General features: G+C 68.7%; 21 protein-coding genes. 2 read left to right on the forward strand and 19 right to left on the reverse strand.

Translation table 11 applies throughout. From position 1 onward, the window contains the following. Window positions 1-87 precede the first annotated feature (87 nt). The 7 genes from GGR33_RS22255 to GGR33_RS22285 form a co-directional block, all read right to left on the reverse strand. Window positions 88-300, reverse strand: coding sequence for a hypothetical protein (locus GGR33_RS22255; RefSeq protein WP_183511907.1), 213 nt, complete (start codon window positions 298-300; stop codon window positions 88-90). 80 nt (window positions 301-380) lie between these two features. Next, window positions 381-1,850 carry a chlorophyllide a reductase subunit Z gene (bchZ, locus tag GGR33_RS22260; RefSeq protein WP_183510184.1) on the reverse strand — a complete coding sequence of 490 codons (1,470 nt, stop codon included), beginning with the start codon at window positions 1,848-1,850 and terminating at the stop codon, window positions 381-383. Further along, window positions 1,850-3,418 carry a chlorophyllide a reductase subunit Y gene (gene bchY / locus GGR33_RS22265; RefSeq protein ID WP_183510197.1) on the reverse strand — a complete coding sequence of 523 codons (1,569 nt, stop codon included), beginning with the start codon at window positions 3,416-3,418 and terminating at the stop codon, window positions 1,850-1,852. The genes bchZ and bchY overlap by 1 nt, the downstream gene beginning before the upstream one ends. Window positions 3,419-3,422: 4 nt before the next feature. Further along, entirely contained in the window at window positions 3,423-4,427 is a 1,005-nt protein-coding gene (locus GGR33_RS22270) for a chlorophyllide a reductase iron protein subunit X (protein ID WP_183510211.1), read from the reverse strand. Further along, window positions 4,424-5,362: a chlorophyll synthesis pathway protein BchC gene (gene bchC, locus GGR33_RS22275; protein ID WP_183510225.1), complete on the reverse strand. Its 939-nt coding sequence runs from the start codon at window positions 5,360-5,362 to the stop codon at window positions 4,424-4,426. Before bchC ends, GGR33_RS22270 begins: the two co-directional genes overlap by 4 nt. Window positions 5,363-5,466: 104 nt before the next feature. Continuing rightward, window positions 5,467-6,618 carry a methyltransferase gene (locus GGR33_RS22280; protein ID WP_183510231.1) on the reverse strand — a complete coding sequence of 384 codons (1,152 nt, stop codon included), beginning with the start codon at window positions 6,616-6,618 and terminating at the stop codon, window positions 5,467-5,469. A gap of 6 nt (window positions 6,619-6,624) precedes the next feature. Next, window positions 6,625-7,497 carry a polyprenyl synthetase family protein gene (locus GGR33_RS22285; protein WP_183510236.1) on the reverse strand — a complete coding sequence of 291 codons (873 nt, stop codon included), beginning with the start codon at window positions 7,495-7,497 and terminating at the stop codon, window positions 6,625-6,627. 38 nt (window positions 7,498-7,535) lie between these two features. Between GGR33_RS22285 and crtD the strand changes: the two genes are divergently transcribed. Together crtD and GGR33_RS22295 are read left to right on the forward strand one after the other, a co-directional pair. After that, a complete protein-coding gene (gene crtD / locus GGR33_RS22290; protein WP_183511912.1) occupies window positions 7,536-9,137 on the forward strand; it encodes a 1-hydroxycarotenoid 3,4-desaturase CrtD in 1,602 nt (533 codons plus the stop codon). Then, window positions 9,134-9,988 carry a carotenoid 1,2-hydratase gene (locus GGR33_RS22295; protein ID WP_183511917.1) on the forward strand — a complete coding sequence of 285 codons (855 nt, stop codon included), beginning with the start codon at window positions 9,134-9,136 and terminating at the stop codon, window positions 9,986-9,988. The genes crtD and GGR33_RS22295 overlap by 4 nt, the downstream gene beginning before the upstream one ends. A gap of 60 nt (window positions 9,989-10,048) precedes the next feature. Here GGR33_RS22295 and GGR33_RS22300 read toward each other — a convergent pair whose 3' ends face one another. The 12 genes from GGR33_RS22300 to puhA all read right to left on the reverse strand — a co-directional run bounded on the left by GGR33_RS22300 (window position 10,049) and on the right by puhA (window position 22,652). Next, window positions 10,049-11,155, reverse strand: coding sequence for a phytoene/squalene synthase family protein (locus GGR33_RS22300; protein WP_183510241.1), 1,107 nt, complete (start codon window positions 11,153-11,155; stop codon window positions 10,049-10,051). After that, window positions 11,136-12,665 (reverse strand): phytoene desaturase, encoded by a 1,530-nt coding sequence (locus tag GGR33_RS22305; RefSeq protein WP_183510244.1) that lies wholly within the window; start codon window positions 12,663-12,665, stop codon window positions 11,136-11,138. The genes GGR33_RS22300 and GGR33_RS22305 overlap by 20 nt, the downstream gene beginning before the upstream one ends. 232 nt (window positions 12,666-12,897) lie before the next feature. Beyond that, entirely contained in the window at window positions 12,898-13,818 is a 921-nt protein-coding gene (gene bchO / locus GGR33_RS22310) for an alpha/beta fold hydrolase BchO (protein ID WP_183510249.1), read from the reverse strand. A 122-nt stretch (window positions 13,819-13,940) separates the two neighbouring features. After that, window positions 13,941-15,902: a magnesium chelatase subunit D gene (locus GGR33_RS22315; protein WP_183510260.1), complete on the reverse strand. Its 1,962-nt coding sequence runs from the start codon at window positions 15,900-15,902 to the stop codon at window positions 13,941-13,943. A gap of 62 nt (window positions 15,903-15,964) precedes the next feature. Then, a complete protein-coding gene (gene bchI, locus GGR33_RS22320) occupies window positions 15,965-16,978 on the reverse strand; it encodes a magnesium chelatase ATPase subunit I (protein ID WP_183510276.1) in 1,014 nt (337 codons plus the stop codon). Window positions 16,979-17,281: 303 nt separating this feature from the next. Next, on the reverse strand, window positions 17,282-18,499 hold the full coding sequence (gene hemA / locus GGR33_RS22325; RefSeq protein ID WP_183510280.1) for a 5-aminolevulinate synthase: 1,218 nt from the start codon (window positions 18,497-18,499) through the stop codon (window positions 17,282-17,284). Between the two features lie 42 nt (window positions 18,500-18,541). Beyond that, window positions 18,542-19,351 carry a putative photosynthetic complex assembly protein PuhE gene (puhE, locus tag GGR33_RS22330; RefSeq protein ID WP_183510283.1) on the reverse strand — a complete coding sequence of 270 codons (810 nt, stop codon included), beginning with the start codon at window positions 19,349-19,351 and terminating at the stop codon, window positions 18,542-18,544. Between the two features lie 7 nt (window positions 19,352-19,358). Next, on the reverse strand, window positions 19,359-20,450 hold the full coding sequence (acsF, locus tag GGR33_RS22335) for a magnesium-protoporphyrin IX monomethyl ester (oxidative) cyclase (RefSeq protein ID WP_183510297.1): 1,092 nt from the start codon (window positions 20,448-20,450) through the stop codon (window positions 19,359-19,361). Next, window positions 20,447-20,743 (reverse strand): hypothetical protein, encoded by a 297-nt coding sequence (locus GGR33_RS22340; RefSeq protein WP_183510304.1) that lies wholly within the window; start codon window positions 20,741-20,743, stop codon window positions 20,447-20,449. Before GGR33_RS22340 ends, acsF begins: the two co-directional genes overlap by 4 nt. Next, window positions 20,740-21,201, reverse strand: coding sequence for a photosynthetic complex assembly protein PuhC (puhC, locus tag GGR33_RS22345; protein WP_183510309.1), 462 nt, complete (start codon window positions 21,199-21,201; stop codon window positions 20,740-20,742). Before puhC ends, GGR33_RS22340 begins: the two co-directional genes overlap by 4 nt. 18 nt (window positions 21,202-21,219) lie before the next feature. Beyond that, window positions 21,220-21,882: a photosynthetic complex putative assembly protein PuhB gene (gene puhB / locus GGR33_RS22350; protein ID WP_284211428.1), complete on the reverse strand. Its 663-nt coding sequence runs from the start codon at window positions 21,880-21,882 to the stop codon at window positions 21,220-21,222. Then, window positions 21,879-22,652 carry a photosynthetic reaction center subunit H gene (puhA, locus tag GGR33_RS22355; protein WP_183510342.1) on the reverse strand — a complete coding sequence of 258 codons (774 nt, stop codon included), beginning with the start codon at window positions 22,650-22,652 and terminating at the stop codon, window positions 21,879-21,881. The genes puhB and puhA overlap by 4 nt, the downstream gene beginning before the upstream one ends. Window positions 22,653-22,657: the final 5 nt, after the last annotated feature.

A 22,657-nucleotide genomic window follows, 5' to 3' on the forward strand; every position in this document is an offset into this window, starting at 1 on the left:
GGGTCTTGCCGTGACTCGAAGCGATCACGGCGACTTCCCCCGTTCACCGGACGGAAGCGTCTGCGAGACCGGGCCCGGAGGCCCGGCTCAACCCATGAAGGCGAAAGGAATGGCCGAGACGGCCATGGCCTTGGCTTCGCCGAAGACGGAGCGACGAGCGACCGGCAGGCCGGGCCGCGCGAGGGACGTACCCGGCAGCAGCCGCTGGACCAGCGCCGCCACCAGGAAGAAGGGGTAGGTCGCCGCGAAGATCAGGCGGAACTGCAAGGCTTCCGCGTGCTGCCGGGACGGCGAGGACATCGAACGTTGCATGACGGTGGACTCCGTGCTGCGCATCCGGGAATGACGGTTCGAGACGAGGGTGAGCGGAGAGCTGGCGCTCATGCGGCGGCTCCCATGGACAGGTCGGCCCGTGCGCCCTCGACATGGCCGAGGCCGACCGCCTCTGCGTTGTCGCGCCGGGCGCGGCGCTCGGCGGCATCGCGTAGGCGCTTGGCGGCGGAGATGCGCACCAGGACGGGATGGGATTCGACGATGTCGTCGAGGAGCCTGCGGGCCTCTTCGGCCCAGGCGAGCTCGCGATGCAGCCGCGCCGGCGTCGCCTCGACCGCCGCATCCATGTCCCGCGCCAGCGGCAGGATGTGGAAGAGCATGTCGAACAGCGCGTTGCAGACCTCCTGGATCAGGTAGGTCGCGCCCGCGTAGCCCATGAAGGGCGTGCCGGTGTGCCGGCGGATGACCGCGCCGGGGAAGGAGGCCGGCACGTAGACAGCGCGCCCTCCCGCTTCGGCGAGGTACATGCGCTCGTTGTAGGAGCCGAAAAGCACCAGCGGCGGGTTCGTCTTGATGGCCTCGCGCACCGCCGCGTTGTCGGGCTTCGTGCCCGCCGTGCGCGAGAAGGCGAAGGTGCAGGGCAGGCCCATCTCGTCTTCGAGGAAGTGCCGCACGCCGCGCGCGTAGGTCTCGGTCGCCACGATGCCGAAGCTCGCGGTGCCGAAGAAGTCCTGGGTCACCGAGCGCCACAGGTCCCAGACCGGCTTGATCGTGGTGTGCTTCTCGCGCTCGATGAACGGCTCGGGATCGACGCCGAGGATCTCGCCTAAAGAGCGCAGAAACTTTGTGGTCGAGAGCACGCCGATCGGCGCTTGCAGGTAAGGCCGCTCCAGGCTCTCGCAGAGCAGCCGCCCGAACTCGCGGTAGAGGCAGATGTTCGCGTTGGCGTTGACGAGCTTCGGCACGTCGGCGAGGTGCGAGCCGAGCGGGAAGGTCAGGTTGATCTCGGCGCCGATGCCTTCGACCAGCCGCCGGATCTCGGCGAGGTCGGAGGGCATGTTGAAGGTGCCGTAGGCTGGCCCGATGATGTTGACCCGCGGCTTCTCGCCGGGCTTGCGCTCAGGCCGGACGGGAATGCCCTTCTTGGCGAACTTCTTGGCGCCGTATTCCTGCCAGAGCCACGAGATCGCCCGGTCGGCGGCCTGCCACTGGTCCTCGTCGATCGTGCGCGGCAGGAAGCGCTGCAGGCCGGTTCCCTCGGGGGTGACGCCGCCGCCGATCATCTCGGCGATCGAGCCCGTGACGACGACGCTGGGCAAGCCCGGATCGAGCGTGGCATGCGCCCGCTTCATCGCGCCCTCCGTGCCGTGGCGGCCGAGCTCTTCCTCGGCGAGGCCCGTGACGACGATGGGCAGCTCGTGCGGCGGCAGCGCGTCGGTGTAGTGCAGGACCGAGGTGACCGGCAGGTTCTCGCAGCCCACCGGGCCGTCGATGACGACCTGCAATCCCTTGATCGCGGTGAAGACGTAGACCGCGCCCCAGTAACCGCCAGCCCTGTCGTGATCGAGGACGAGCATCAGGCCATCTCCCCGATCGGATCGTGTTTTTTCGCGACCTGGACCTTCGGGCCTTGCTTGGCTTGGGGCGTCTCCTGCCAGACGCCGGCCGCGAAGCCGGTGCCGACCCCTTCGAAGAAATCGCGCATCGCGTCGAAGCGCGGCTTGTTGGCGAGCGCCGCGTTGATCACCTTGGCGAGCGAGCCGGCGCCGGCCGCACCCATCAGCGGCCGCGCCGAGATCAGGTTGGTGAAGTAGAGGGCCGGGACGCCCAACTCCTTGGCCTTCTGCACCACCGGCGTCGTGCCGATGGCGAGGTCCGGCCGATACTCGTGCATCGCCTCGAGGTCGTTCTCGAGCGAGGCGCGGAACTGGACCTTGACGCCTTTGGCCTCCAGCCATTCGCGGTCGGCATCCGACCAGGGTGTGCGCGGACAGGCCGTGCCGACGTAGCGCAGATCCGCGCCGCTTTCGACGAGCAGGCGCCCGACCAGCAACTCCGAACCTTCGTAGCCCGAGAGCGTGATGCGGCCCTTAATCGGCATGGCCGAGAGCGCGCCGCGGATGCCCGGCAGCAGCCGGTTCTTCGCGGCCTCGACCACGTCGCGGGCAACGCCGCAGGCCTCGCCGATCCGGTCGAGCCAGTCGGCAGTGCCGTCGTGCCCGACCGGCGCCGAGCCGACGATCGGACGGCCGGCCGCCTCGAACTCGCGGATGCTGGCGGTGTAGAACGGGTGGATCGCCGCCACCGCCGCGCCGTCGAGGGCGGCGTAGAGTTCGCGCCATTCGCGGGTCGGCACGACCGGGCCGGCGGCGAGGCCGAGCGGCGCCAGCAGCGCGCCGATCACCACGGGATCGGCCGGGAACATCTCGCCGAGCAGCGTCACGGTGGGCCGCTCGTTGCGGCCGCCGCGCGGCGCCTGGACCGGGCCCTGTTCAGCCTCGGTGCGGGCGAATTTCAGCATGGCGCCGGCGAGCACGTCCTTGGCTTCCGCATGCGTCGGGACGCCGAAGCCGGGCACGTCGATCCCGATGATGCGGACGCCGTCGATCTCCTTCGGCAGCAGCCGCAGCGGCACGCCCGAGGCCGTCGGAACGCAGAGATTGATGACGACGACGGCGTCGTAATCCTCAGGCTTCGCCGTATTGAACACGGCCTCGCGGATGTCCTCGAACAGCTTGCCGGTAACGAGCGTCTCGGAGTTGAATGGCACATAGCCGACGGTCCGGCGCGCGCCGTAGAAATGCGAGGTGAAGGTCAGCCCGTAGACACAGCAGGCCGAGCCCGAGAGGATCGTGGCGGTGCGGCGCATGCGCAGGCCCACGCGCAGCGAGCCGAAGGCCGGGCACATGCTCTGCGGCTGATCATGGGGGCCGGCCGGGTAATCTTTTCGGAGCTGCTCCAGCGTCTCGGACATGCCCGCGGCCTCGGCGGAGGCCCGCATCGCGTCCTTGCCGGCGTGGCAGCCGAGGCCATCGCCCTTGGTCGCCGCGAGGTTGATCACCTCGGCGCCTTGCGCGGCCGCGACGGCCGAGGCCGGCTTGTCCCGGCGGGCGCGAAGGTCTGCGATGTCGAGGGTGACGGCCATCCGCTCAGACCTCGTCGTAGACGACTTCGAGGGACGGCTTCACGAGCGGGGTCGAGCCGCACATGTCCTCGAAGGTGGCAGGCACCAGCACGACGTCGCGGCCGGTCGTCTCGCTGGAGAACAGGCCGAGCAGGCCGTCTTGGCTGAGCGGGGTCGGGTGGTTCGGCTTTGCCTCGGCGACGCTAGAGGCGAGGGTCTCGAACAGCGAGCCCCAGCGCCCGTCGGGGCGGCCGATGATCTCGTAATTCGCGCTCTTCTTGCGGATGTCGTCGTCGGCCGGGATCGAGGCCAGCACCGGGATGCCGACGGCCTCGGCGAAGGCCTGGGCCTCGCCGGTGCCGTCGTCCTTGTTGATGACGAGGCCGCCGACCCCGACGTTGCCGCCGAGCTTCCGAAAATATTCGACCGCCGAGCAGACGTTGTTGGCGACGTAGAGCGATTGCAGGTCGTTCGAGCCGACGACGATGACCTTCTGGCACATGTCTCGGGCGATCGGCAGGCCGAAGCCGCCGCAGACCACGTCGCCGAGGAAGTCGAGCAGGACGTAGTCGAAGCCCCATTCGTGGAAGCCGAGCTTTTCCAACAGCTCGAAGCCGTGGATGATGCCGCGGCCGCCGCAGCCGCGCCCGACCTCAGGGCCGCCGAGCTCCATCGCGTAGACACCGTCGCGCTTGAAGCAGACGTCGCCGATCGCGACCTGCTCGCCGGCGAGCTTCTTCTTGGTCGAGGTCTCGATGATGGTCGGGCAGGCCTTGCCGCCGAAGAGCAGCGAGGTGGTGTCGCTCTTCGGGTCGCAGCCGATCAGCAGCACCTTCTTGCCCTGCTGGGCCATCATGTATGAGAGGTTTGCCAGCGTGAACGACTTGCCGATGCCGCCCTTGCCGTAGATCGCAATGATCTGCGTCTCTTTCTTCACCGGCGCGGTCGAGACGGGATCCGGCTCGATCGCCGCCTCGTCTCGAAGAACCTGGGTTTGGCTGAGGGCCGCCTTGTTCAGCTGGACATTCATGAACAGGCTCTCCAATCGAGGACCATCTTCAGGCATGCGGGGTCGCCGAATGCCGTGCGGTATGCCTCTTCCGCTTTGGACGCGGGCACGCGGTGCGTGACGAGACCGTCGAGCGAGAGACGCCCGCCCACGATCAGAGCCGAGACGGCTGCGAGATCGTCGGGCTTGAACTCCGCGGAGATACGGATGCGTGCCTCGCGCATGAAGGCAGGCGGGAAGGCGAAGGCGATCGGCGCCTCGTAGAAGCCGGCGAGCACGATCTCGCCGCCGGGCGCGAGCCGCGCGATCAGCCCGTCGAGACCGGAGGCATCTCCACTGACGTCGGTGATGACAGTGTAGTCGCGCCTCGGATCGGCCTCGGGCGCGAGAACCGGGTAGCCGAATTCGCCCTGTGCCCGTGCCGGGTTGGTTTCCCACACGGTTGGCTCGGCGCCCGCAGCCATGCTGAGACGCGCGAGCAGGCGCCCGAGCACGCCGTGGCCGACGATCAGCGGCTTGGTACCGGGCCCGATACTGCCGAGCGCTCGATAGGCCGTTGCAGCGAGCGCGATGAGGACGGCCTTGTCGCCAAGAGCGGCATCGACCAGTACCAGCCTTGAGGCCGGAGCGATGAGGCGAGAGGCGGCGCCCCCGAACAGCCCGCGCACCTCACCGAAGCAGCGCGCGCCGGGAACGAAGACGGTGTCGCCGGCGCGGACGGGGGCACCCTTCGGCGCTTGAACGACCGTGCCGACGGATTCGTATCCGGGAACCAGCGGATAACCCATGCCGGGGAAGGACGGCATCCGGCCCGACCAGAGCAGTCGCTCGGTGCCAGTGCTGATCCCGCTCCAGGAGACCGCCACCACCGCGTCGTCTTCGCCCGCCTGCGTCAGCGGAAGGCGTTGGAGCGCCAACTGCTCCGGTCGTTCGAGGATGACGGCGAGAGCGTCCATGACTCGCTTGGTTTCGTCCCAGGGGTTGCGACTCCGTCAGAAGCGGGGTCGCTTGATGTCATCCTAGATAGGCATATTTAAGCGTCAAGTAGAGTTTACACATTCTAAGATCGCTTTGCCGTGATTAATCGCGTCAGGAGCGGTCTGCGGGTCGAAAATTCCCGGATCGCGCTGAAGCCGGCCGCCGCAAGCATCGCGCGGAGTTCATCGACCGTTCGGGCGCGGCCACTGCCCATGGCGAGCAGGTAGAAGCCGAAATACGCATCGCCGATCGGTTCGGCGCCCGGAGTGTCAGCCAGCGGCTCGGCGACGAGGATCGTTCCACCCGGAGACAGAGCGTCATGGACCGATCGCACCAGGGCAGCGGCATGCGCATCGTCGTGATCGTGCAGGATGCGAACGAGTGAGATCGCATCCGCGCCGCGGGGCAGGATGTCGGCGTGGAAGCTGCCGCTGAGGCAATCGACCCGGGCGCCGAGCCCGTGGTCCGCAAGCCTTGTCGCGGCGCGCTCGGCGACAGGCGGCAGGTCGAACAGCGTCAGCCGGAGCGCCGCATGGCGGCGGCCTGCGGCGGCGATGAAGGCGCCCTCGCCGCCGCCGACATCCATCAGATGGGCGTGACGGTCGAAGGGATAGGCGTCGAGAATGTCCTCCGCGATCAGCGCCTGGGAGGCCGACATCAATTCGCTGTAGCCGGCGACGTGCTCATCGCTGGTTCCGCCGAGGCTCGCGTGATCGGCGTATCGCCAATACTGGCCGAGCCGCGTCGGCTCGGACCGGCCGCGTAGGAGGGCCACCGGATCGGCGAGGTCGGCATAGAGCATGGCGTGATGCTCGATCATCGCCGCCACCGACGGGTTACCAATCAGAGCGGCGCCGAGATCGGCGAGCGCGTAGCGGCCATCCGGAAGCGCCGTCACGAGGTTCAGCGACGCGGCCGCTTTTAGCAGCCGCTCGGCGCACTCTCGGCTAAGGCCCAGCGGTTGGCTCAGATCCTCGATGCTCTGCGGTCCCGGCCGCAGGATGGAAAACAGATCGAGCCGCACGCAGGCGAACAGCACCTGCGAGTAGACGAAGCCGGCACAGAGATCGAACAGCGCCCGCGTGTTGCGCAGCGCGATGCCGCGGGTCAGCGGAAAACCGGCAGCCCAGCGCTGGAAGGCCGGGCTCGCGATGCGGCCGTTGCGAAAGCTGAGCCAGCGCTCACGCCAGGATCGCCGTGCCGGCATCGGCGGTGCGGCGGCGAGCGCGGGCATCGGTGCTCAGGCCGCAACCAGATGCGCGAGGCTCTTCGGCAGGAAGAGACGCGTCTGCGCCTCGATTTCTTCGCGCAGGGTGTCGGCGCCGGGACAGTCCGGCACGACCTCGATGGCCTCCCGTGCGAGCTTCTTCAGCCGATCGAGAGCGCCGTCCGTCCCGAGCAGGGCGGCGGCATTGGGGCGTCCGAGGGTCGCGTCGCGGCCGGCCGGCTTACCGATCTCCTCCTGTCGGCAGGCGACGTCGCGCAAGTCGTCGGCGACCTGGTACGCCTCGCCGAGGCATTCCCCGAGAAGCCGCCAGGCCAGCGGCTGCGCTCCCGCCGCCGCCGCGCCGGCGACGGTGCAGGCCGCGAAGAGCGCGCCGGTCTTGGCCTGCTGGTAATCGGACAGGGCGACGTAGGGCTCCGATTCCCAGGCCTGCCCGGCCACGATGCCGGCCGGCGAGCCCACCGCGCGTGCCACCAGCCCGACCAGCGAGGCGAGCCGTGAGGGGTGGCGAACCGCGCCCCGCGCCAGCGTCTCGAAGGCGGCGACGATCAGTGCGTCCCCGGTCAGTACGGCCAGTGGCTCCCCGAAGGCGACATGCACGGAGGGCTTCTGTCGGCGCATCGGCGCATCGTCGAAGCACGGCAGATCGTCATGCACGAGCGAAGCGCAATGGAGGAGTTCGATCGCGGCAGCGGCAGCGTTGGAGGCGGCTTCGTCGTCATCGCCGCAGGCTCGCGCGACGGACAGGCACAGCCGCGGCCGGATGCGGTGGCCGCCGGGAAACACCGCGTAGCGGATCGCCTCTGCCAGACGCGGCGGCGCGCCGGGGGCCTCGCAGTGAGCGACCGCTGCATCGAGAGCCGTTTCGATCCGTCTGCCGGCATCCATCGTGCGACTCCCTGATGTCTCTCATTGTTGTCGTTTACATGTGTCATTATTTATTGACACATTACGATGCAGGTCAACGCTGGGAGAGTGCGATTCACGCCTTCGTGCCGAGAAACCGCATCGTCGTCATCGGAGCGGGGGTGGCCGGCCTCGTCGCGGCCCTGAAGCTCGCCCATGCCGGATTGAAGGTGACGCTGCTCGAGCGCGCGGCGGCACCGGGCGGCAAGATGCGCGCGCTCCCCGTCGGCGGCCGATCGATCGAGGCCGGCCCCACCGTCTTTACGATGCGCTGGGTCTTCGACGAGATCTTCCGGGAATGCGGGACGGCGCTCGACGACCACGTGGCGCTCCGGCCCGCCTCGCTTCTCGCGCGACATGCCTGGAGTGCCGACGAGCGGCTCGATCTGTTCGCCGATGTCGATACCTCGGCCGAGGCGATCGCCGCCTTCGCCGGTCCCCGTGAGGCGGACGGCTATCGGCGCTTCTGTGCGCGGGCAGCGGAAGTCTACCGAACGCTCGAAGGCTCCTTCATCCGCGGCGAGCGGCCGAGCCCCCTGGATCTTGGCCGCCGGGTCGGCCTTTCGGGCCTCGGTGATCTCTGGCGCATCCGGCCCTTCACCACGCTCTGGCAGGCGCTCGGCGATTATTTTCAGGACCCGCGCCTGCGCCAGCTCTTCGGGCGCTACGCGACCTATTGCGGTGCGTCGCCCTTTGCGGCGCCGGCCACGCTCATGCTCGTCGCCCATGTCGAGCAGGCCGGCGTCTGGTACGTGCAGGGCGGCTTGAACCGCCTCGGCCAGGCGCTCGCGAGCCTCGCCGAGGAACGCGGAGCATCCATCCGCTACGGCGCCGAGGTTGCCCAGATCGAAACCGATCGCTCCCGCGTCACCGGAGTCATGCTGGTCGATGGCGAGCGCATCCCCGCCGACGCGATCGTCGCCAATGCCGACGTCGCCGCCCTCGGACACGGCCTCTTCGGACCGGAGGCGGCAGGAGCCGGAGACCGCATCGCCGCCTCGCAGCGCTCGCTCTCGGCCGTGACGTTCTGCGCCAACGTCCGGACCGAGGGATTTCCCCTTGCCCACCACACCGTCTTCTTCTCCGGCGACTATCGTGCGGAGTTCTCCGAGATCCTCACGCGCCGCCGGTTGCCGTCGGACCCCACCGTCTACGTCTGCGCGCAGGATCGCGGCGATAGCGGCCCTGCTCCCGACGGGCCCGAGCGCCTCCTTCTTCTCGTCAACGCTCCCGCCGACGGACGCGAGCGAGCCTTTTCGCCTTCGGAGATCGAATCATGCGAGACGAATCTGCGCCGACGGCTGGCGGCCTGTGGCCTGTCCCTGACGACGTCGGAGCCGGCCGCAATCACGACGCCGGAGGGCTTCGAGGCGCTGTTTCCGGCGACGGGGGGCGCCCTCTACGGCAGAGCGGCGCACGGCTGGATGGCCTCGTTCAAGCGGCTGGGCTCACGTACGCGGCTGCCGGGCCTCTATCTGGCGGGGGGCAGCGTGCATCCGGGTCCGGGCGTGCCGATGGCGGCCCAGTCCGGAAGACTGGCAGCGGAGGCAGTCCTCTCGGACCTCGCTTCGACGGTCCGGTCGCCGAGGGCGGCTATGTCTGGTGGTACGTCGACGCGCTGAGCGAAGATGGACGGCAAGGCCTCACCGTCATCGCTTTCATCGGCAGCGTTTTTTCGCCCTACTACGCCTGGGACAGGAAGCAGGACCCCTTCGATCACTGCGCGGTGAATGTCGTGCTCTACGGAGAGCGCACCAACCGCTTCGCCATGACGGAACGGCGCAAATCAGCGCTGTCCCGTGATGCACACGGCATCGCAATCGGCCCGAGTTCGCTGACCTGGGACGGCAACGAGCTGACGATCCGCGTCGATGAGCGCTGCGCGCCGATCCCGCGGGCGATACGCGGAACCATTCGGGTGCGGCCGAACGGGATCACCAAGGGCGCCTTTACCCTCGACGGTTCGGGCGAGCACCGCTGGTGGCCACTGGCGCCCTCCTCCCGGGTCGAAATCGCCCTCGAGGAGCCGTCGGCCGCTTGGGCCGGCAACGGCTATTTCGATACCAACGACGGCGACCGCCCGCTCGCCGAATCCTTTTCGCGCTGGAACTGGTGCCGCGCCGACCTCAGCGACGGCGCAGCAATCCTCTACGATGTCGAGCGCCGTGACGGCAGCGGCCAGAACCTGTCGCTTCGCTTCGGCCGCGACGGCAGCCGGCGCGACATGCGGCCGCCGCTCGCCGCCACCCTGCCGGCGACGCGGTTCTGGCGCATCCCGAGGCCGACACGCAGCGACGACGGTAGGGCAAGCGTGCTGCGGACTTTCGAGGATACGCCGTTCTATGCGCGCTCGCTGCTCTCCGCGACATTGGCCGGCGAAGCGGCACAGCCGGTCCACGAGAGCCTCGTTCTCGATCGATTCACCAATCCGATCGTGCGGCTGATGCTGCCGTTCCGGATGCCGCGGCCGTGAGGAATGGCATGCCTCAACGCCGAGTCCGCGACCTGCTCGGCCAGCTCGGCGCTGAATTCGCTATGCCACCCTAGAATGCCGGGGAAGGATATTGATCGGCGCGGAACGCTGGAACAGATCGCGCTCTTCCCACTGCTCGATCAGGTCGAGCACGTGCACGATCCGGCCCGAGACGTCCCACCAGGGCGGCAACCGGCGCACCAGCGCGGCGGTCGGCAGCGGATGGTGCCGGACGCCTTCGATGAGATAGGCTGTCTCGGTCAGCGCTGACGCCTCCGATGGGGTAAGGGCCAGCTTCGGCAACGCCGCGCGGGCAAGCAGCACCGCTTTGCGCGAACCGGAGACCCGGGCACGCTGGCTGACCGAGTCGAGGCCGTTCGCCGCGATGGCGCGTCCGATCTCGGCATAGATCAGCCGGGCCGCGCGGATGGCCGGGCGGCAAGCAACCGGCAGGCCAACAATGCCGCTTTCGGAACGCCGGTATAGAACCTCAGCCGTATCGAGCAGACGCGCCACGACGGCGCGGAGGGCGGGGCTCGCCACCGGCGCGGCGAGGAAAGCATCTGGATCGATTCCGGCCTCCGCGAGCCAGTCGAGCGGCAGATAGAGCCGGCCGGCGCGAGCGTCCTCGCCGACGTCGCGGGCGATGTTGGTGAACTGCATGGCGACGCCGAGATCGCAGGCGCGCGCTAGCACGGCGGGATCGCGAACCCCCATGATCAGCGTCATCATCGCGCCCACCGCGCCGGCGACGCGGGCAGCGTAATCCGTGAGTTCCGAGAGGGTGCCGTAGCGCCGGTCTCTGGCATCCCAGGCGAGACCTTCGAGAAGCGCCCGGGGAAGCGCCTCGGGGATCGCATGGCGGGCGACGATGTCGGCGAGCGCCCGATCGGCGGCGGTGTTCGCGGGGCGGCCGGCATAGGCGAGAGTCAGCCGCTGCGACAGAGACTCGGCCGCCGCCTTGCGGCAGCGCCGGCTGCCGGCTTCGTCCACCGCGTCGTCGGACAGGCGGCAGAAGGCGTAGAGGCCGAAGGACGGGATCCTGACGGAGGGCGGCAGCAGCATCGAGGCTGCGAAGAAGCTCTTGGAGCCGGTGCAGATCGCGGCTCGGCAGGCCGCGTGGTCGGCGGCGGTGGCCAGCGGGGCGTCAGGCGAAGACGTGAGCATCCGGCACCACGCTGTCGAGCACGCGCGCCGAGGACAGCACGCCGGGAAGTCCGGCGCCGGGATGAGTCCCCGCGCCGACGAGAAAGAGGTTCTTGACGTCTTCGGACCGGTTATGCGGCCGGAACCAGGCCGACTGGGTTAGCACCGGCTCAAGCCCGAATCCGGAGCCGCGATAGCTCAGGAAATCGTCGGCGAAGTCCTGCGGCGTCGTGAACTTCGAGGTGACGATGGCCGTGCTCACGCCGGGCAGCACCGAGGCTTCGAGGTATCGCTCGATCCGCTGGCGATAGGGTTCGCCGAGGCTCGCCCAATCCTGCCCGCCGGCGAGATTCGGCACCGGCGCGAGCACGTAGAACCCGTCGTGGCCCGGCGGGGCGAGGAGCGGATCGGTGGCAGTCGGGCGGTGGAGGTAGAGGCTGAAATCCTCGGCGAGGATCTTGTGATCGAAGATGTCGGCCAGGAGTTCGCGGTAGCGCGGCCCCATCATGATCGTGTGGTGGGCGACCTCCGGATACTTCTGGTTAGTGCCGAAATACCAGACGAAGAGCCCCATCGATGAGCGTGACGCGGCGAGCCGCCTGTCGCTCCAGCGACGCCGGGGGTGGTCCTTGAGCAACTGCGTGTAAGTGAAGGCGGAATCGGCGTTGGAGACGACGATGTCGGCGTCGATCCAGCTGCCATCCGTCATCTCGACCCCCGTAGCCGCGCCCCACTTGACGCGGATGCGCGCGACGTCAGCGCCACAACGAATGACGTTGCCCTGCTCGCGGATCAGGTCGCACAGCCCTTCCACCAGCCGCCCCGTGCCACCCATGGCGAAGTGCACGCCCCAGCGCCGTTCGAGATGGGCGATCAGGCAGTAGATCGCGCTGGCACGAAACGGGTTTCCGCCGATCAGCAGAGGGTGGAAGCTGAAGATCGTCCGCAGCCGCTCGTCGCGGATGTAGCTCGCCACGACGCTGTAGACCGAGCGGTGGCCGCTCAGCCGCAGCAGATCGGGTGCGATGTGCAGCATGTCGCCGACCGACTCGAAGGGGACGTGGCCGAGTTCCTCGAAGCCGACTCGGCAGATCGCCTCGCTGCGCTGCATGAAGCGCTCGTAACCCGCGACATCCGCAGGCGAAAACCGCCGCACTTCCTCGCGCATCGCGGCAACGTCGCCGCTGTAGTCGAAGGTGGCGCCGTCCTCGAAGCGTATGCGGTAGAACGGCTTCATCGGCACGAGTGCGACGTCGTCGGCCATACGGCGGCCGGCGAGTTGCCAAAGTTCCTCGAACAGGAAGGGCGCCGTGACGATGGTCGGGCCGGCATCGAAGGTGAACCCGTCCTGCCGGTGAACCCGGGCGCGGCCACCCGACTGCTCCAGCCGCTCCAGCACGGTGACGCGATAGCCCCGCGCGCCGAGTCTGATCGCCGCCGCCAGCCCGCCGAAACCGGAGCCGATCACTACCGCATGGGGTCGATGATCGGTCGACGGCACGGCGCTCAGTCTGGCGTCGAGTGTCAACATAAGGTGACACTATGGCGAGGTTTCCGCGGCAGGCAAGCGGAAATCGCCGGTAGGCCGCCATCGCCACCAGGATGGACGCTGCAGCTGGCCGACAAGGCCGCGTTTCTCCCCTACCCGCCCCTCATCCCGAGGTGCGGAGCGCAGCGAAGCTTCGAACGATGAGGGGGATAGGCTGGATCCGGTGGCAGAGTGTATGGGCTTCGTGCTGGCCGTCGGTCCCGACCGTGGCGCCTCAGGCGCCCGCCGCCACCTCGGCAGTCACCCCAGCCCGTCTCGCCTCACGCAGCACCAGCTCGGCCACGCGCTCGGGGGCTTCCTCATGCGCGAGATGGCCGAGCCCGCGCATCAGTTCGACGCGCGAATCGGCGAGCCTGTCCTGCACCGCGAAACTCGTTTCGGGCAGAATCGCGCGGTCCTCGCTGCCGACCACCAGCACCATCGGCTGGCGCAGCTTCGGGAGGTCGCGGTCGAGCGAGTCGAGATCCCAGTTCGCCATCATGCCGAGCGCGCCGGCGATGTGGCCGGATTTGGCGAGCAGCCGCTTGTAGAGATCGAGCCCTTGTGGATCGAGACGCGAGCCGGTCCCGTCGATGAGCCGCTTCACCGCAGAGCGGTCCGCCGTCCAGGCGAAGACCTTCGGCGTCACCGGGTTGAGGAACAGCATCCGCGCCATCGTCGGAAACAGGAACGAGGCTGCGCCCGGAAACGGCTTCAGCGCACCGTTGAAGGCGATGAGCAGCCGCGGGTCGATCGCCCCGTCGAGGCACATCCGGCAGAGGATCGCCGCTCCCGCCGAATGCCCCGCCGCGATTTCGGGCGAGATGCCGAGCACGCGCAGAAGCTCGGCCACGGCCCGCGCCATGCCGGGCAGCGACAGGTCCCTGGCGGGCAATGGATCGCTGAAGCCATGGCCCGGCAGGTCCGGCGCGACGATGCGGAAATCACGCGCCAGAAGCGGCGCGAAGGCCCGCCAGGAATGCGTGGCCGCACCGGTCCCGTGCAACAGCAGCAGCACCGGCGAGGCCGGATCTCCGAATTCCTGGACGTGCCAGCGCAATCCGTCGGCCTCGACGAAGCGGCTAGCCTCGCGGTTCGGCCAATCGGCGCCGTCACGCTCCCAATCGAGGCGGTCTTCCTGGAAGAACGATGCCATCCCTCGCCTCAAGAGCATGCTGCGAAAAAGTGGACACGGTCTTTCGCGCCGAGCATGCTCTAACTCACTGAATCGATCATGTTTTCCGCGTTTTGATCGAAGCAATCGAAACGCGGCATGATCTAGCCGGTCGCGGCCCTCACCGCGGCACTCATCGCGCCCGCATCCGCATGGGGCAGCGGAACGTAGCGCGCCTCGGCGACATCCGCGAGACGCCGCGCACCCTCGGGCCGTGCTCCGGTATCGATCAGCAGCGCCGGAAGACCGAATGCCCTGAGCATCCGGCCGGCGGCGAGCGCCTCCTCGCCGGCCCGGACCCGTCCTCCCTCTCCCGAGCGGGAGACGTTCGCACGGCCATCGGTGAGCAGCACGATGACCGGGCTGCCGCCGCCCCGGCGGATACCGAGTGCCAGCGTCGCAGCCGCATCGATCCCCGCGGCGAGCGGCGTGCCTCCTCCTCCGGGAAGTCCAGCGAGCACGCGTTTCGCCCGCGCCAGCGAGCGCGTCGGCGGCAGCATCACCTCGGCTCCCGCGCCGCGGAAGGCGACGAGGGCGACGCGGTCGCGCCGCACGTAGGATTCAGCCAGCAGCAGCTCGATCGCGCCCTTGGTCTCGGCAAGCCGCTCCAGCGCCGCCGAGCCGGAGGCGTCGACGCAGAAGATCGTGGTGGTCTCGGTGCGCTGGCGCAGGGTCTTGATGCGAATGTCGTCGGGGAGGACGACAATGCCGGGGGAACCCGAAATGACGGCGTAGGGAACTTGCCTCCTCCGCAGCCGCTGCCACGGCGCCGCCGCGCGAAGCGTCGCGATCAGGTCGAGCCGCCCCCGCCGGGGATCGCCGGCCCGGCTGCCGATCGGCCGCCCCGTGCGCGGGGCGCTGGCCGCAGCGCCCATGCGGCCGGCCTTGCCGCCGCGAAGGCGCGGGCCCCCGGCCAGAAGCTGGGCGAGCAGATTTGGCGGGATCGCTGCGCGGGCCGCCTCCAGGACGATCTCGTCGAGGTTTTTGGACTGCGCCTCGCTCTCTGGAGCTTCGCCATCCATGGGCGAATCGTTCGGCGCGGGGCCAGCGCCCTCTTCGAAACGCGGCTCCGGCGCCTCTGACGGGTCGCTCGCCGGCAGGCGAGTCGCGCGGGGCGCGAGGACGAGCCGCGCCGCCTCGACGAGATCGGCCTCGGTCAGCCCGGCTCGGCCATCGAGCCGGGCCACGAGACGCGCAATCCGCGCAGCGAGCAAAGGCGCGCGCAGGGAGACGATACCGAGATCGGCAGCTGTCGCGCAGAGCGTTGAGATGGCATCGCCGTCGGGCTTATTCGCACTCCCACGCTGACTCCCAATCAAACCCTGATCCTGAGATGCTGCTTCAGCAGCCTCGAAGGAGGGCCTCAGGCGTCGTGCGGCAGGCTGGAGCCTACCTTCGAGGCCCTCTGACGCGGGCACCTGAGGACGAGGGAGTTGGGAGGAGAGACGGGGTCGGAGCGTCGCGTTCCCGATCTCGCGCAACCCCACTGCCGATAGGTCGACCCGGAACGCCAGCCGGTCGGATAGCGCCTCGGCCACCGGCTCGTCCTCCGCGCCTTCGTCGAGCAACACGAGCCCGAACCGCGCCGGGTGCCGTCCGTGCATACCGTCGCGCTCGACGCTGACCGCCCCGGTATCGAGCGCGGCACAGAGCCGTGCGACGGTGCCGGCCGAGAGCCGTTCGGCCATCGGCACCACGATCATCCCGCCATCCGCCTCGGCCAGCAACCCGCTCTGCGTGACGGGACGGCCGGCGCGGAGCGTCGCGGCGAGGTCGAGTCCGCCGAGCAAGCGGTCATCGGCGATGGCGGCCGGCATGCGGCGCAGCGGCGTGCCCTCGGGCAAAGCGGCGCGCAGGCCGTCGAGCCAGCGCTCCCGCACCGGCCCAGACCCGGCGCGCAGGACGATGCCGCCGCTGCTGTGCGGATCGGCAGCGAAGAGCGCGGCGGCGCGCAGGGCGTCGGTCCAGACGGAACGCTGAACGTCCCCCTCGCCCCCTGGGGGAGGTAGCCGCGAAGCGGACGGAGGGGGCGTCGCGCCTTGCGATAAAGGGCCCGCGCTATCCATTCCACCGCGCCGCGCGCGGTCCTCCTCGCCCAGAGGGCGAGGAGTGGCCCTACCCCCGCCCACTACGAAAACACCTCTTCTACCGCTCGCTCCACACGCGCAGTGGAGCCCGACTCGTCGAGGGGGTTGCGGCGCAGGCGGTGGCGGAGCGCGCTCGGGGCGACGCGCTTGATGTGGTGGTCCGTGACCGTCATGTCGCCGTCGAGAGCGGCGAGCGCGCGGGCGGTGCGCATCAGGGTGAGTTCGCCGCGCAGGCCGTCCGTGCCAAGCGCGAGGCAGAGCCGCGCCGCGCTCTCCAGCGCCGCATCCGGCACCGCCACCTCGCCGAGTCGCTCGCGCGCCTTGGTGATCCGTTTCTGCGTAGCCTTCTCGGCCTTGGCGTAGGCCTCGCAAAACCCATGGGGATCGCGCTCGAAGGCGTCACGGCGGCGCACGACCTCGATGCGGGTCTTAATCTCGGTCGGGGTCGTCACTTCGCAGGCGAGGCCGAAGCGGTCGAGGAGCTGCGGGCGCAGCTCGCCCTCTTCGGGGTTGCCGGAGCCGACGAGGACGAACTTGGCCGGATGGCGCAGGCTCAGGCCCTCGCGCTCGACGGTGTTGATCCCTGAGGCCGCCACGTCGAGCAGCAGGTCGACGAGGTGGTCCTCCAGCAGATTGACCTCGTCGATGTAGAGGAAGCCGCGGTTGGCGCGGGCCAGCAGGCCTGGCTCGAACGCCTTCTCGCCGAGGCTCAGCGCCCGCTCCAGATCGAGCGCGCCGACGACGCGGTCCTCGGTCGCCCCGAGCGGCAGGTCGACCACCGGCACCGGGGTCTCGACGCTCTTTTTCGGCCGCTGGTTCACGGCGCAATGCGGGCAGGCCTGCGGAGAAGAATCGGGATCGCAGGCATAGGGACAGCCGGGCACGGCGCGCATCTTCGGCAGCAGGGCCGCGAGCGCGCGGATCGCGGTCGATTTGCCGGTGCCGCGATCTCCGAAGACCAGCACACCGCCAACGGACGGGTCCACCGCCGCGATTAGCAGCGCCTGACGCATCTCGTCCTGGCCGACGATCGCGGTGAAGGGGAAGGCGGGCACGGTGAGCGGGCTCTGCGGACGCTTTGCTCTGTCATTGCGAAGCGGAGCCGAAGCCATCCAGGAACGCTCGGGCGACCCGGACACGTCCCTGGATTGCTTCGCTTCGCTCGCAATGACGTGCGGGTCTTCGAACATCGCGCTTCGAGTCCCTTTGGTGATCATCCCCCGTCATTCCGGGGCGCCGAAGGCGAACTCGGAATTCCCGACTGGTCTCGACGGTGGCAGCAAGCCGTGCATCTCTGGTGGGTTCCGGGTTCTCGCCTTCGGCGAGCCCCGGAAAGACGGCGCGCAAGACTGCGAGCCCTACTCCGCCGCCTCCTGCCGCACGTCCATCCGCGCCCAAATCATGCTCAGCGCATCCACCAGATGCGCAATGTCGGCGTCCGTGTGCAGCGGGCTCGGCGTGATCCGCAGGCGCTCCGTCCCGCGCGGCACGGTCGGGTAGTTGATCGGCTGCACATAGATGCCGAACTCGTCGAGCAGGGTGTCGGAGATCGCCTTGCAGAGCACCGGATCGCAGACCATCACCGGCACGATGTGCGAGGTGTTTGGCATGTAGGGGATGCCGGCCGCGTCGAGCGCGCTGCGGGTCTGGGCAACGCGGTCCTGGTGACGCGCACGCTCGGCGCTCGATTGCTTGAGGTGGCGGATGCTCGCCGCCGCGCCGGCCGCCACGGCCGGGGGCAGCGAGGTGGTGAAGATGAAGCCCGAGGCGAAGCTCCGCACGAAGTCGCAGAGTTTTTCGCTCGCGGTGATGTAGCCGCCATGCACGGCGAAGGCCTTGCCGAGGGTGCCCTCGATCACGTCGAGGCGGTGGGCGAGGCCCATCCGCTCGGAGATGCCGCCGCCGCGGGCGCCATAGAGGCCGACCGCGTGGACCTCGTCTAGATAAGTTAGCGCGCCATGCGCCTCGGCGACGTCGCAGATCTCGTCGATCGGCGCGATGTCGCCGTCCATCGAGTAGACCGACTCGAAGGCCACGAGCTTCGGCCGGCCGGGCTCGATCAGCGCGAGCTTGCGGTTCAGGTCTTCCGGATCGTTGTGGCGGAAGATCTGGCGCTCGGCGCGGGAGGAGCGGATGCCCTCGATCATCGAGGCGTGGTTCTCGGCGTCCGAAAAAATCACGCAGCCCGGCAGCTTAGAGCCGAGCGTGCCCAGCGCCGCCCAGTTCGAGACGTAACCGGAGGTGAAGATCAGCGCAGCTTCCTTGTCGTGGAGGTCTGCGAGTTCGCGCTCCAGGAGCACGTGGTAGTGGTTGGTGCCGGAGATGTTGCGGGTGCCGCCGGCGCCAGCGCCGCAGCGGTCGAGCGCCTCGTGCATTGCGTCGAGCACCTTGGGGTGCTGCCCCATGCCGAGATAGTCGTTCGAGCACCAGACCGTGACCTCGCGCTCGCCGGTGGCCGTGTGGTGGGTCGCGCGGGGAAAGCCGCCGCGGTGGCGCTCGAGATCGGTGAAGACGCGGTAGCGGCCCTCGCGATGGAGGCCGGCGAGTTCGGCGCCGAAATAGGCTTCGTAGTCCATGGCCGTCCTCCCGTTTGGCGGGTGTGCCCCCGCCTGTGATGTTCAGTCCCGCGGGGTCACCGCAGGGTCCTTCGTCTCGATCGTGATGGGCGTCACTTTGCCCGGCAGGCTCCATTGCCAGAGCGCGGCCGAGGGCAGCGGCAGCATCAGGAACCAGTGCTCCAGCACGGCGAGCGCCGTGAGGCTCGCGAGCAGCGTGTAGCCCACGAATTCATGCGGCAGCGTCTCTTCCGAAAGCGTTGCCCGGGCCATCAGCGCCGCGGCGATGGTGCCGAGGCTCACGGAGAACGGAAACAGCAGGTTCATCGGCTTCTTGGCGAGGTAGCCGGCCAGGTAGCCGAGATGCGGCGGCAGCAACTCGGCATTGAGGTTGCGCACGCCGAGGAACAGATTGAGCCTGGCCGAGGCGTTCATCAGCACCAGTGTCGCGTAGGTGCAGAGCGCGAAATGGTTCGGCTGGCCCCAGACCAGAACGAGGATGGCGAGCCCGCCGATCACGATGGCGAATTCGTGCCAGAGGCTGGTGCCGAGCGCCGCGAAGAATTTTTCGGATTTAGAGAGACGTGGGGGGCAGGCCTCCGGCCGCGGGCCGGAGATGAAACCCATGTAGTAGCTCATCTCCTGCCAGCCCCAGACCAGCACGGCCGCCGTGAAGGCAGTGTAGACGCCGCTCTCGGAGGGCTCCCGCGCACTCGCGCCGATCGCCCAGAGGGCGCCGAACAGCACCAGCGTTCCGCCGGCCATGCTCCACGGATGCGTCTTCCGCGGCAGATGGTCGAGCATCAGGATCACCCCGGTGGAAAACCACCAGAGCAGAACCGCGTAGAATGCGGGGGCGGCGTAGGAGGCCATCCGCGTCCTACCAGACCGGCTGCAGGCGGATGTCGGCCGGCATCTGGTGCCCCTTCACCGGCAGGAAATACAGCCGTGCGAAGGTGGCTGCCGCGACCAGGCTATGGCCGGCCTGCTTGAGCTTGCCCGCGATTCCGCCTTCCGCCTTCGCCTCGGCGATCTTGCGTGAGCAGTCGAGCAGCTTGTCCAGGCCTTCCTTGAAGCGCGGATTGTCGATGTCCAGCGTGATCGGGAAGGTCTGCTTCGAGATCTCCGAGGTGATGCGGAAGACCGTGAAGTCGTAGTCGGTCGGCGTGACGCCGAGCGCCTTGTGGAAGGCTGGCCGGCAATGGTCGCGGACGTACATCGTCGCGTAGACCGCGAGCAGGAAGAAGCGGATCCAGTAGACGTTCACGCCCTCGGTCAACTTCGGGTTCGCCCGCATCAGCAGCGCGAAGGCCTCACCGTGGCGGAACTCGTCGTTGCACCACAGCTCGAACCACTTGAAGATCGGGTGGATGCGCCGCTCCGGGTGACGCTCGAGCTCCCGGAAGATCGTGATGTATCGCGCGTAGCCGATCTTCTCGGACAAGTACGTCGCGTAGAAGATGAACTTCGGCCGGAAGAACGTATATTTCTTGGTTTTCGTCAGGAAGCCCAAGTCGACGCCGATCCCGAAATCCTTCAGCGAGTCGTTGATGAAGCCGGCATGGCGAGCTTCGTCGCGGCTCATGAACCCGAACAACTCCTTGATGTCTTTGTTCTTCGCGCGCTTCCTCATCTCGGCGTAGAGCACGCAGCCCGAGAACTCAGCGGTGATCGAGGAGACCAGGAAGTCCAGGAATTCCTTGCGGAGTTCCGGGTTCATCGCGTCGAGGTCGCAGTCGAAGGCGCCGTCGCGGATGAAATGGCGCTTGTTCGGGTCGGAGCGCAGCTCGGCGATGAGCTTGTCCCATTCCGCACGCACCGGCTCGACGTTGGTGCGGTCGAGCTCGTCGAAGTCGGTGGTGTAGAAGCGCGGGGACAGGAAGGTCGTCTCCTGCGCCGAGCGCGTCGAGTCGTTGACCGGCTGCTTCGGCGCGGGACCCACGGCGATCGGGGGCTGGACAGGTGCGTTCACAGCGTCCTCCTCTCGGAAAAGCTCACTTCGTAAAGTTCGGTCAGCTCGAGATGCGCGATCAGCTTGGTCCAGGCGCGCTCGAGCTTGCCGGCGCGCGTCACGGTAGCTTGCCGCTTCACTGTGATGGTCTCGCCGAAGGGCGGCAGGCTCGGCGCGTCGTGCACCCGGACCTCGTCGCCCGGTTCGATGTCGAAGCCGGCATCGAGCGTGACGTGCGCGTGCAGGCTCTCGGCGGTGTGCTCGATCTCGACGGTGCAGGGCACCTCGACGGTGGATTTCTCGATCCAGCTCATGGGGTCACCCCGTTCTCGCCGGGCAGGAGGCGGGCGAAGGCCAGCGCGTTGGGCCGGCCGAAGGCCTCCAACGGGATCTTGCGGCCGGTGGCGTCGTCGTCGAGGGAGAGCGTGCCGTTGTCGTAGCGGGTCAGCGTGAACGGTGTCTCGCGGCCGAGCCCGGCGCGCTGGCGTGCCTGGGCGAGCCCTCGCATCGTCGCGCGCATGAAGTTGTCCTCGCCGGGATGGATCGTGAGCAGCAGCCGGTCGCTCCCGGCATCGCGCATGGCGATCGAGCCGTCGGGCTGGTCCGCCACGCGGAAAGCGACGCTGGAGACGGTGCCCGCGGGCGGAAGTTGCGTCAGCCCGAGGCTCTCGCTGCGGCCGACCCAGACGACGAGCAGGCAGAATCCCATCAGGGCGCCGGCCCCGATCATCGCCGCCAGCGGCAGGGACTGTCTCGTCTCGGATCCGATCATCGCCGCCTCCCCTGCCCGTTACCGCGCGCCGGCCGCGACGAGCGCGCCCTGGCGATCGGCAGCGCGTTGTCGCGCCTTGATGACCGGGATCGCCGCATCGGCCTGCCCGGCATAGGCGGCGAGAGTCCGTGCCAGCAGGGCTGCGACCGTCTCGGCTTCGGGAACCGAGCGGAGCATCGGCTCGGGCTGCGTGACGCGCCACGGACGGGCATGCGGCCAGAGGTGGAGATAGGCGACACGCTCGCCCGCCTGCAGTTGGACCGGGATGTCGCCCGAGCCGTCCGCGAAGACGTGCAAACCGGCCCCCTCGATCATGGCGAAAGGCAGGTTCAGGGTGATCGGCAGCGCGATGCCGACCCGCATCACGATTCGCCGGTCGGTGATGGTGTAGACCGTCGTGCGATGGACGAGCCACGAGAACAGGGCAAGCAGCGCCAGGGCGCCTGCGCCGATCGCCAAAGTCGGCAACGCCACGCCGAGCGCCGACAGGTACGATCCGTCCGAGGCGGCAAGGCCGCCGAAGACGAGCGCCGCGAGTGCGAACCACGCCGCTACGAGGCGGGCGTGGAAGATCCGCATCGCTGTGCCGGCGACAGTGGGGGCACCCTGCCAGAGGATGCGCTCGCCGGGCGGAAGCGGCTCCGGCAGGCCGCGGGGGCAGAAGGGCTCTGGTTTGGTCACAGCATCGGCTCCGCGCGGTAGGGCGTGGCGTAGAGCGTGCCGGCGCCGAAATAGGCGACGATGCGCTCTTCCTCCTGGAGGGTGACGGAGTCCGGATCAGCCATGCCCGGGATGCCGGCGAATTGCTCGGCGAGCAGCGCCTCGGACTTCACCGTCTTCGAGAGGCGCCCGACCTTGCAGAAGGTGGCCGGCATGAGGACGTGCTTGCCGCCCGCACCGAGCTCGACCTCGTAGTAGCGCACCAGGCATTCGCCCCGGTCGATCCAGACGTCGCTGACGGTGCCGGCTACCTGCCGGTCCGCTCCGAACACGGTCATGCCGATCGGGTTGGGACCGTCCTCGTGGACGACGAAGTGATCGGCGACGCGCAGAGGCACGATGCGGTTCTGGCCGTCGAAGGTCTTGTCGTGCTCGTTGTCCCGGTTCGCCCACGAGCCGGGGCCGACGCGGTCTGTCATCGGGTTGTCGGTCGGGTCGTAGGGTGCGCCGGGCCAAGGCTCGCGCTTCCGGCTCGCGACGTCCGCGTCGTAGGCCGGGTCGGGCGCAGGCGCGAACTTGGTGATGCCGTTCGAGAGATGGAACGCCTTGGCGCGCGGGATCAGGACCGGATCGGTGGTCTTCAGGCGCCCAAAGGCCTCGGCCTCCAGCGGGTAGCCCTCGCGGCGATCTTCGCGCCGCAGCCAGAACACCAGGCCCGCGAAGAAAATCCAGAACGCGTAGAGGGTGATCTGCGCGACGTCGATGTAGCCGGTGATTTCGCCTCTGGGCATGACGG

Origin of the sequence: Methylobacterium brachythecii (genome assembly GCF_014196345.1) — a bacterium.
Classification (GTDB): Bacteria; Pseudomonadota; Alphaproteobacteria; order Rhizobiales; family Beijerinckiaceae; genus Methylobacterium; species Methylobacterium brachythecii.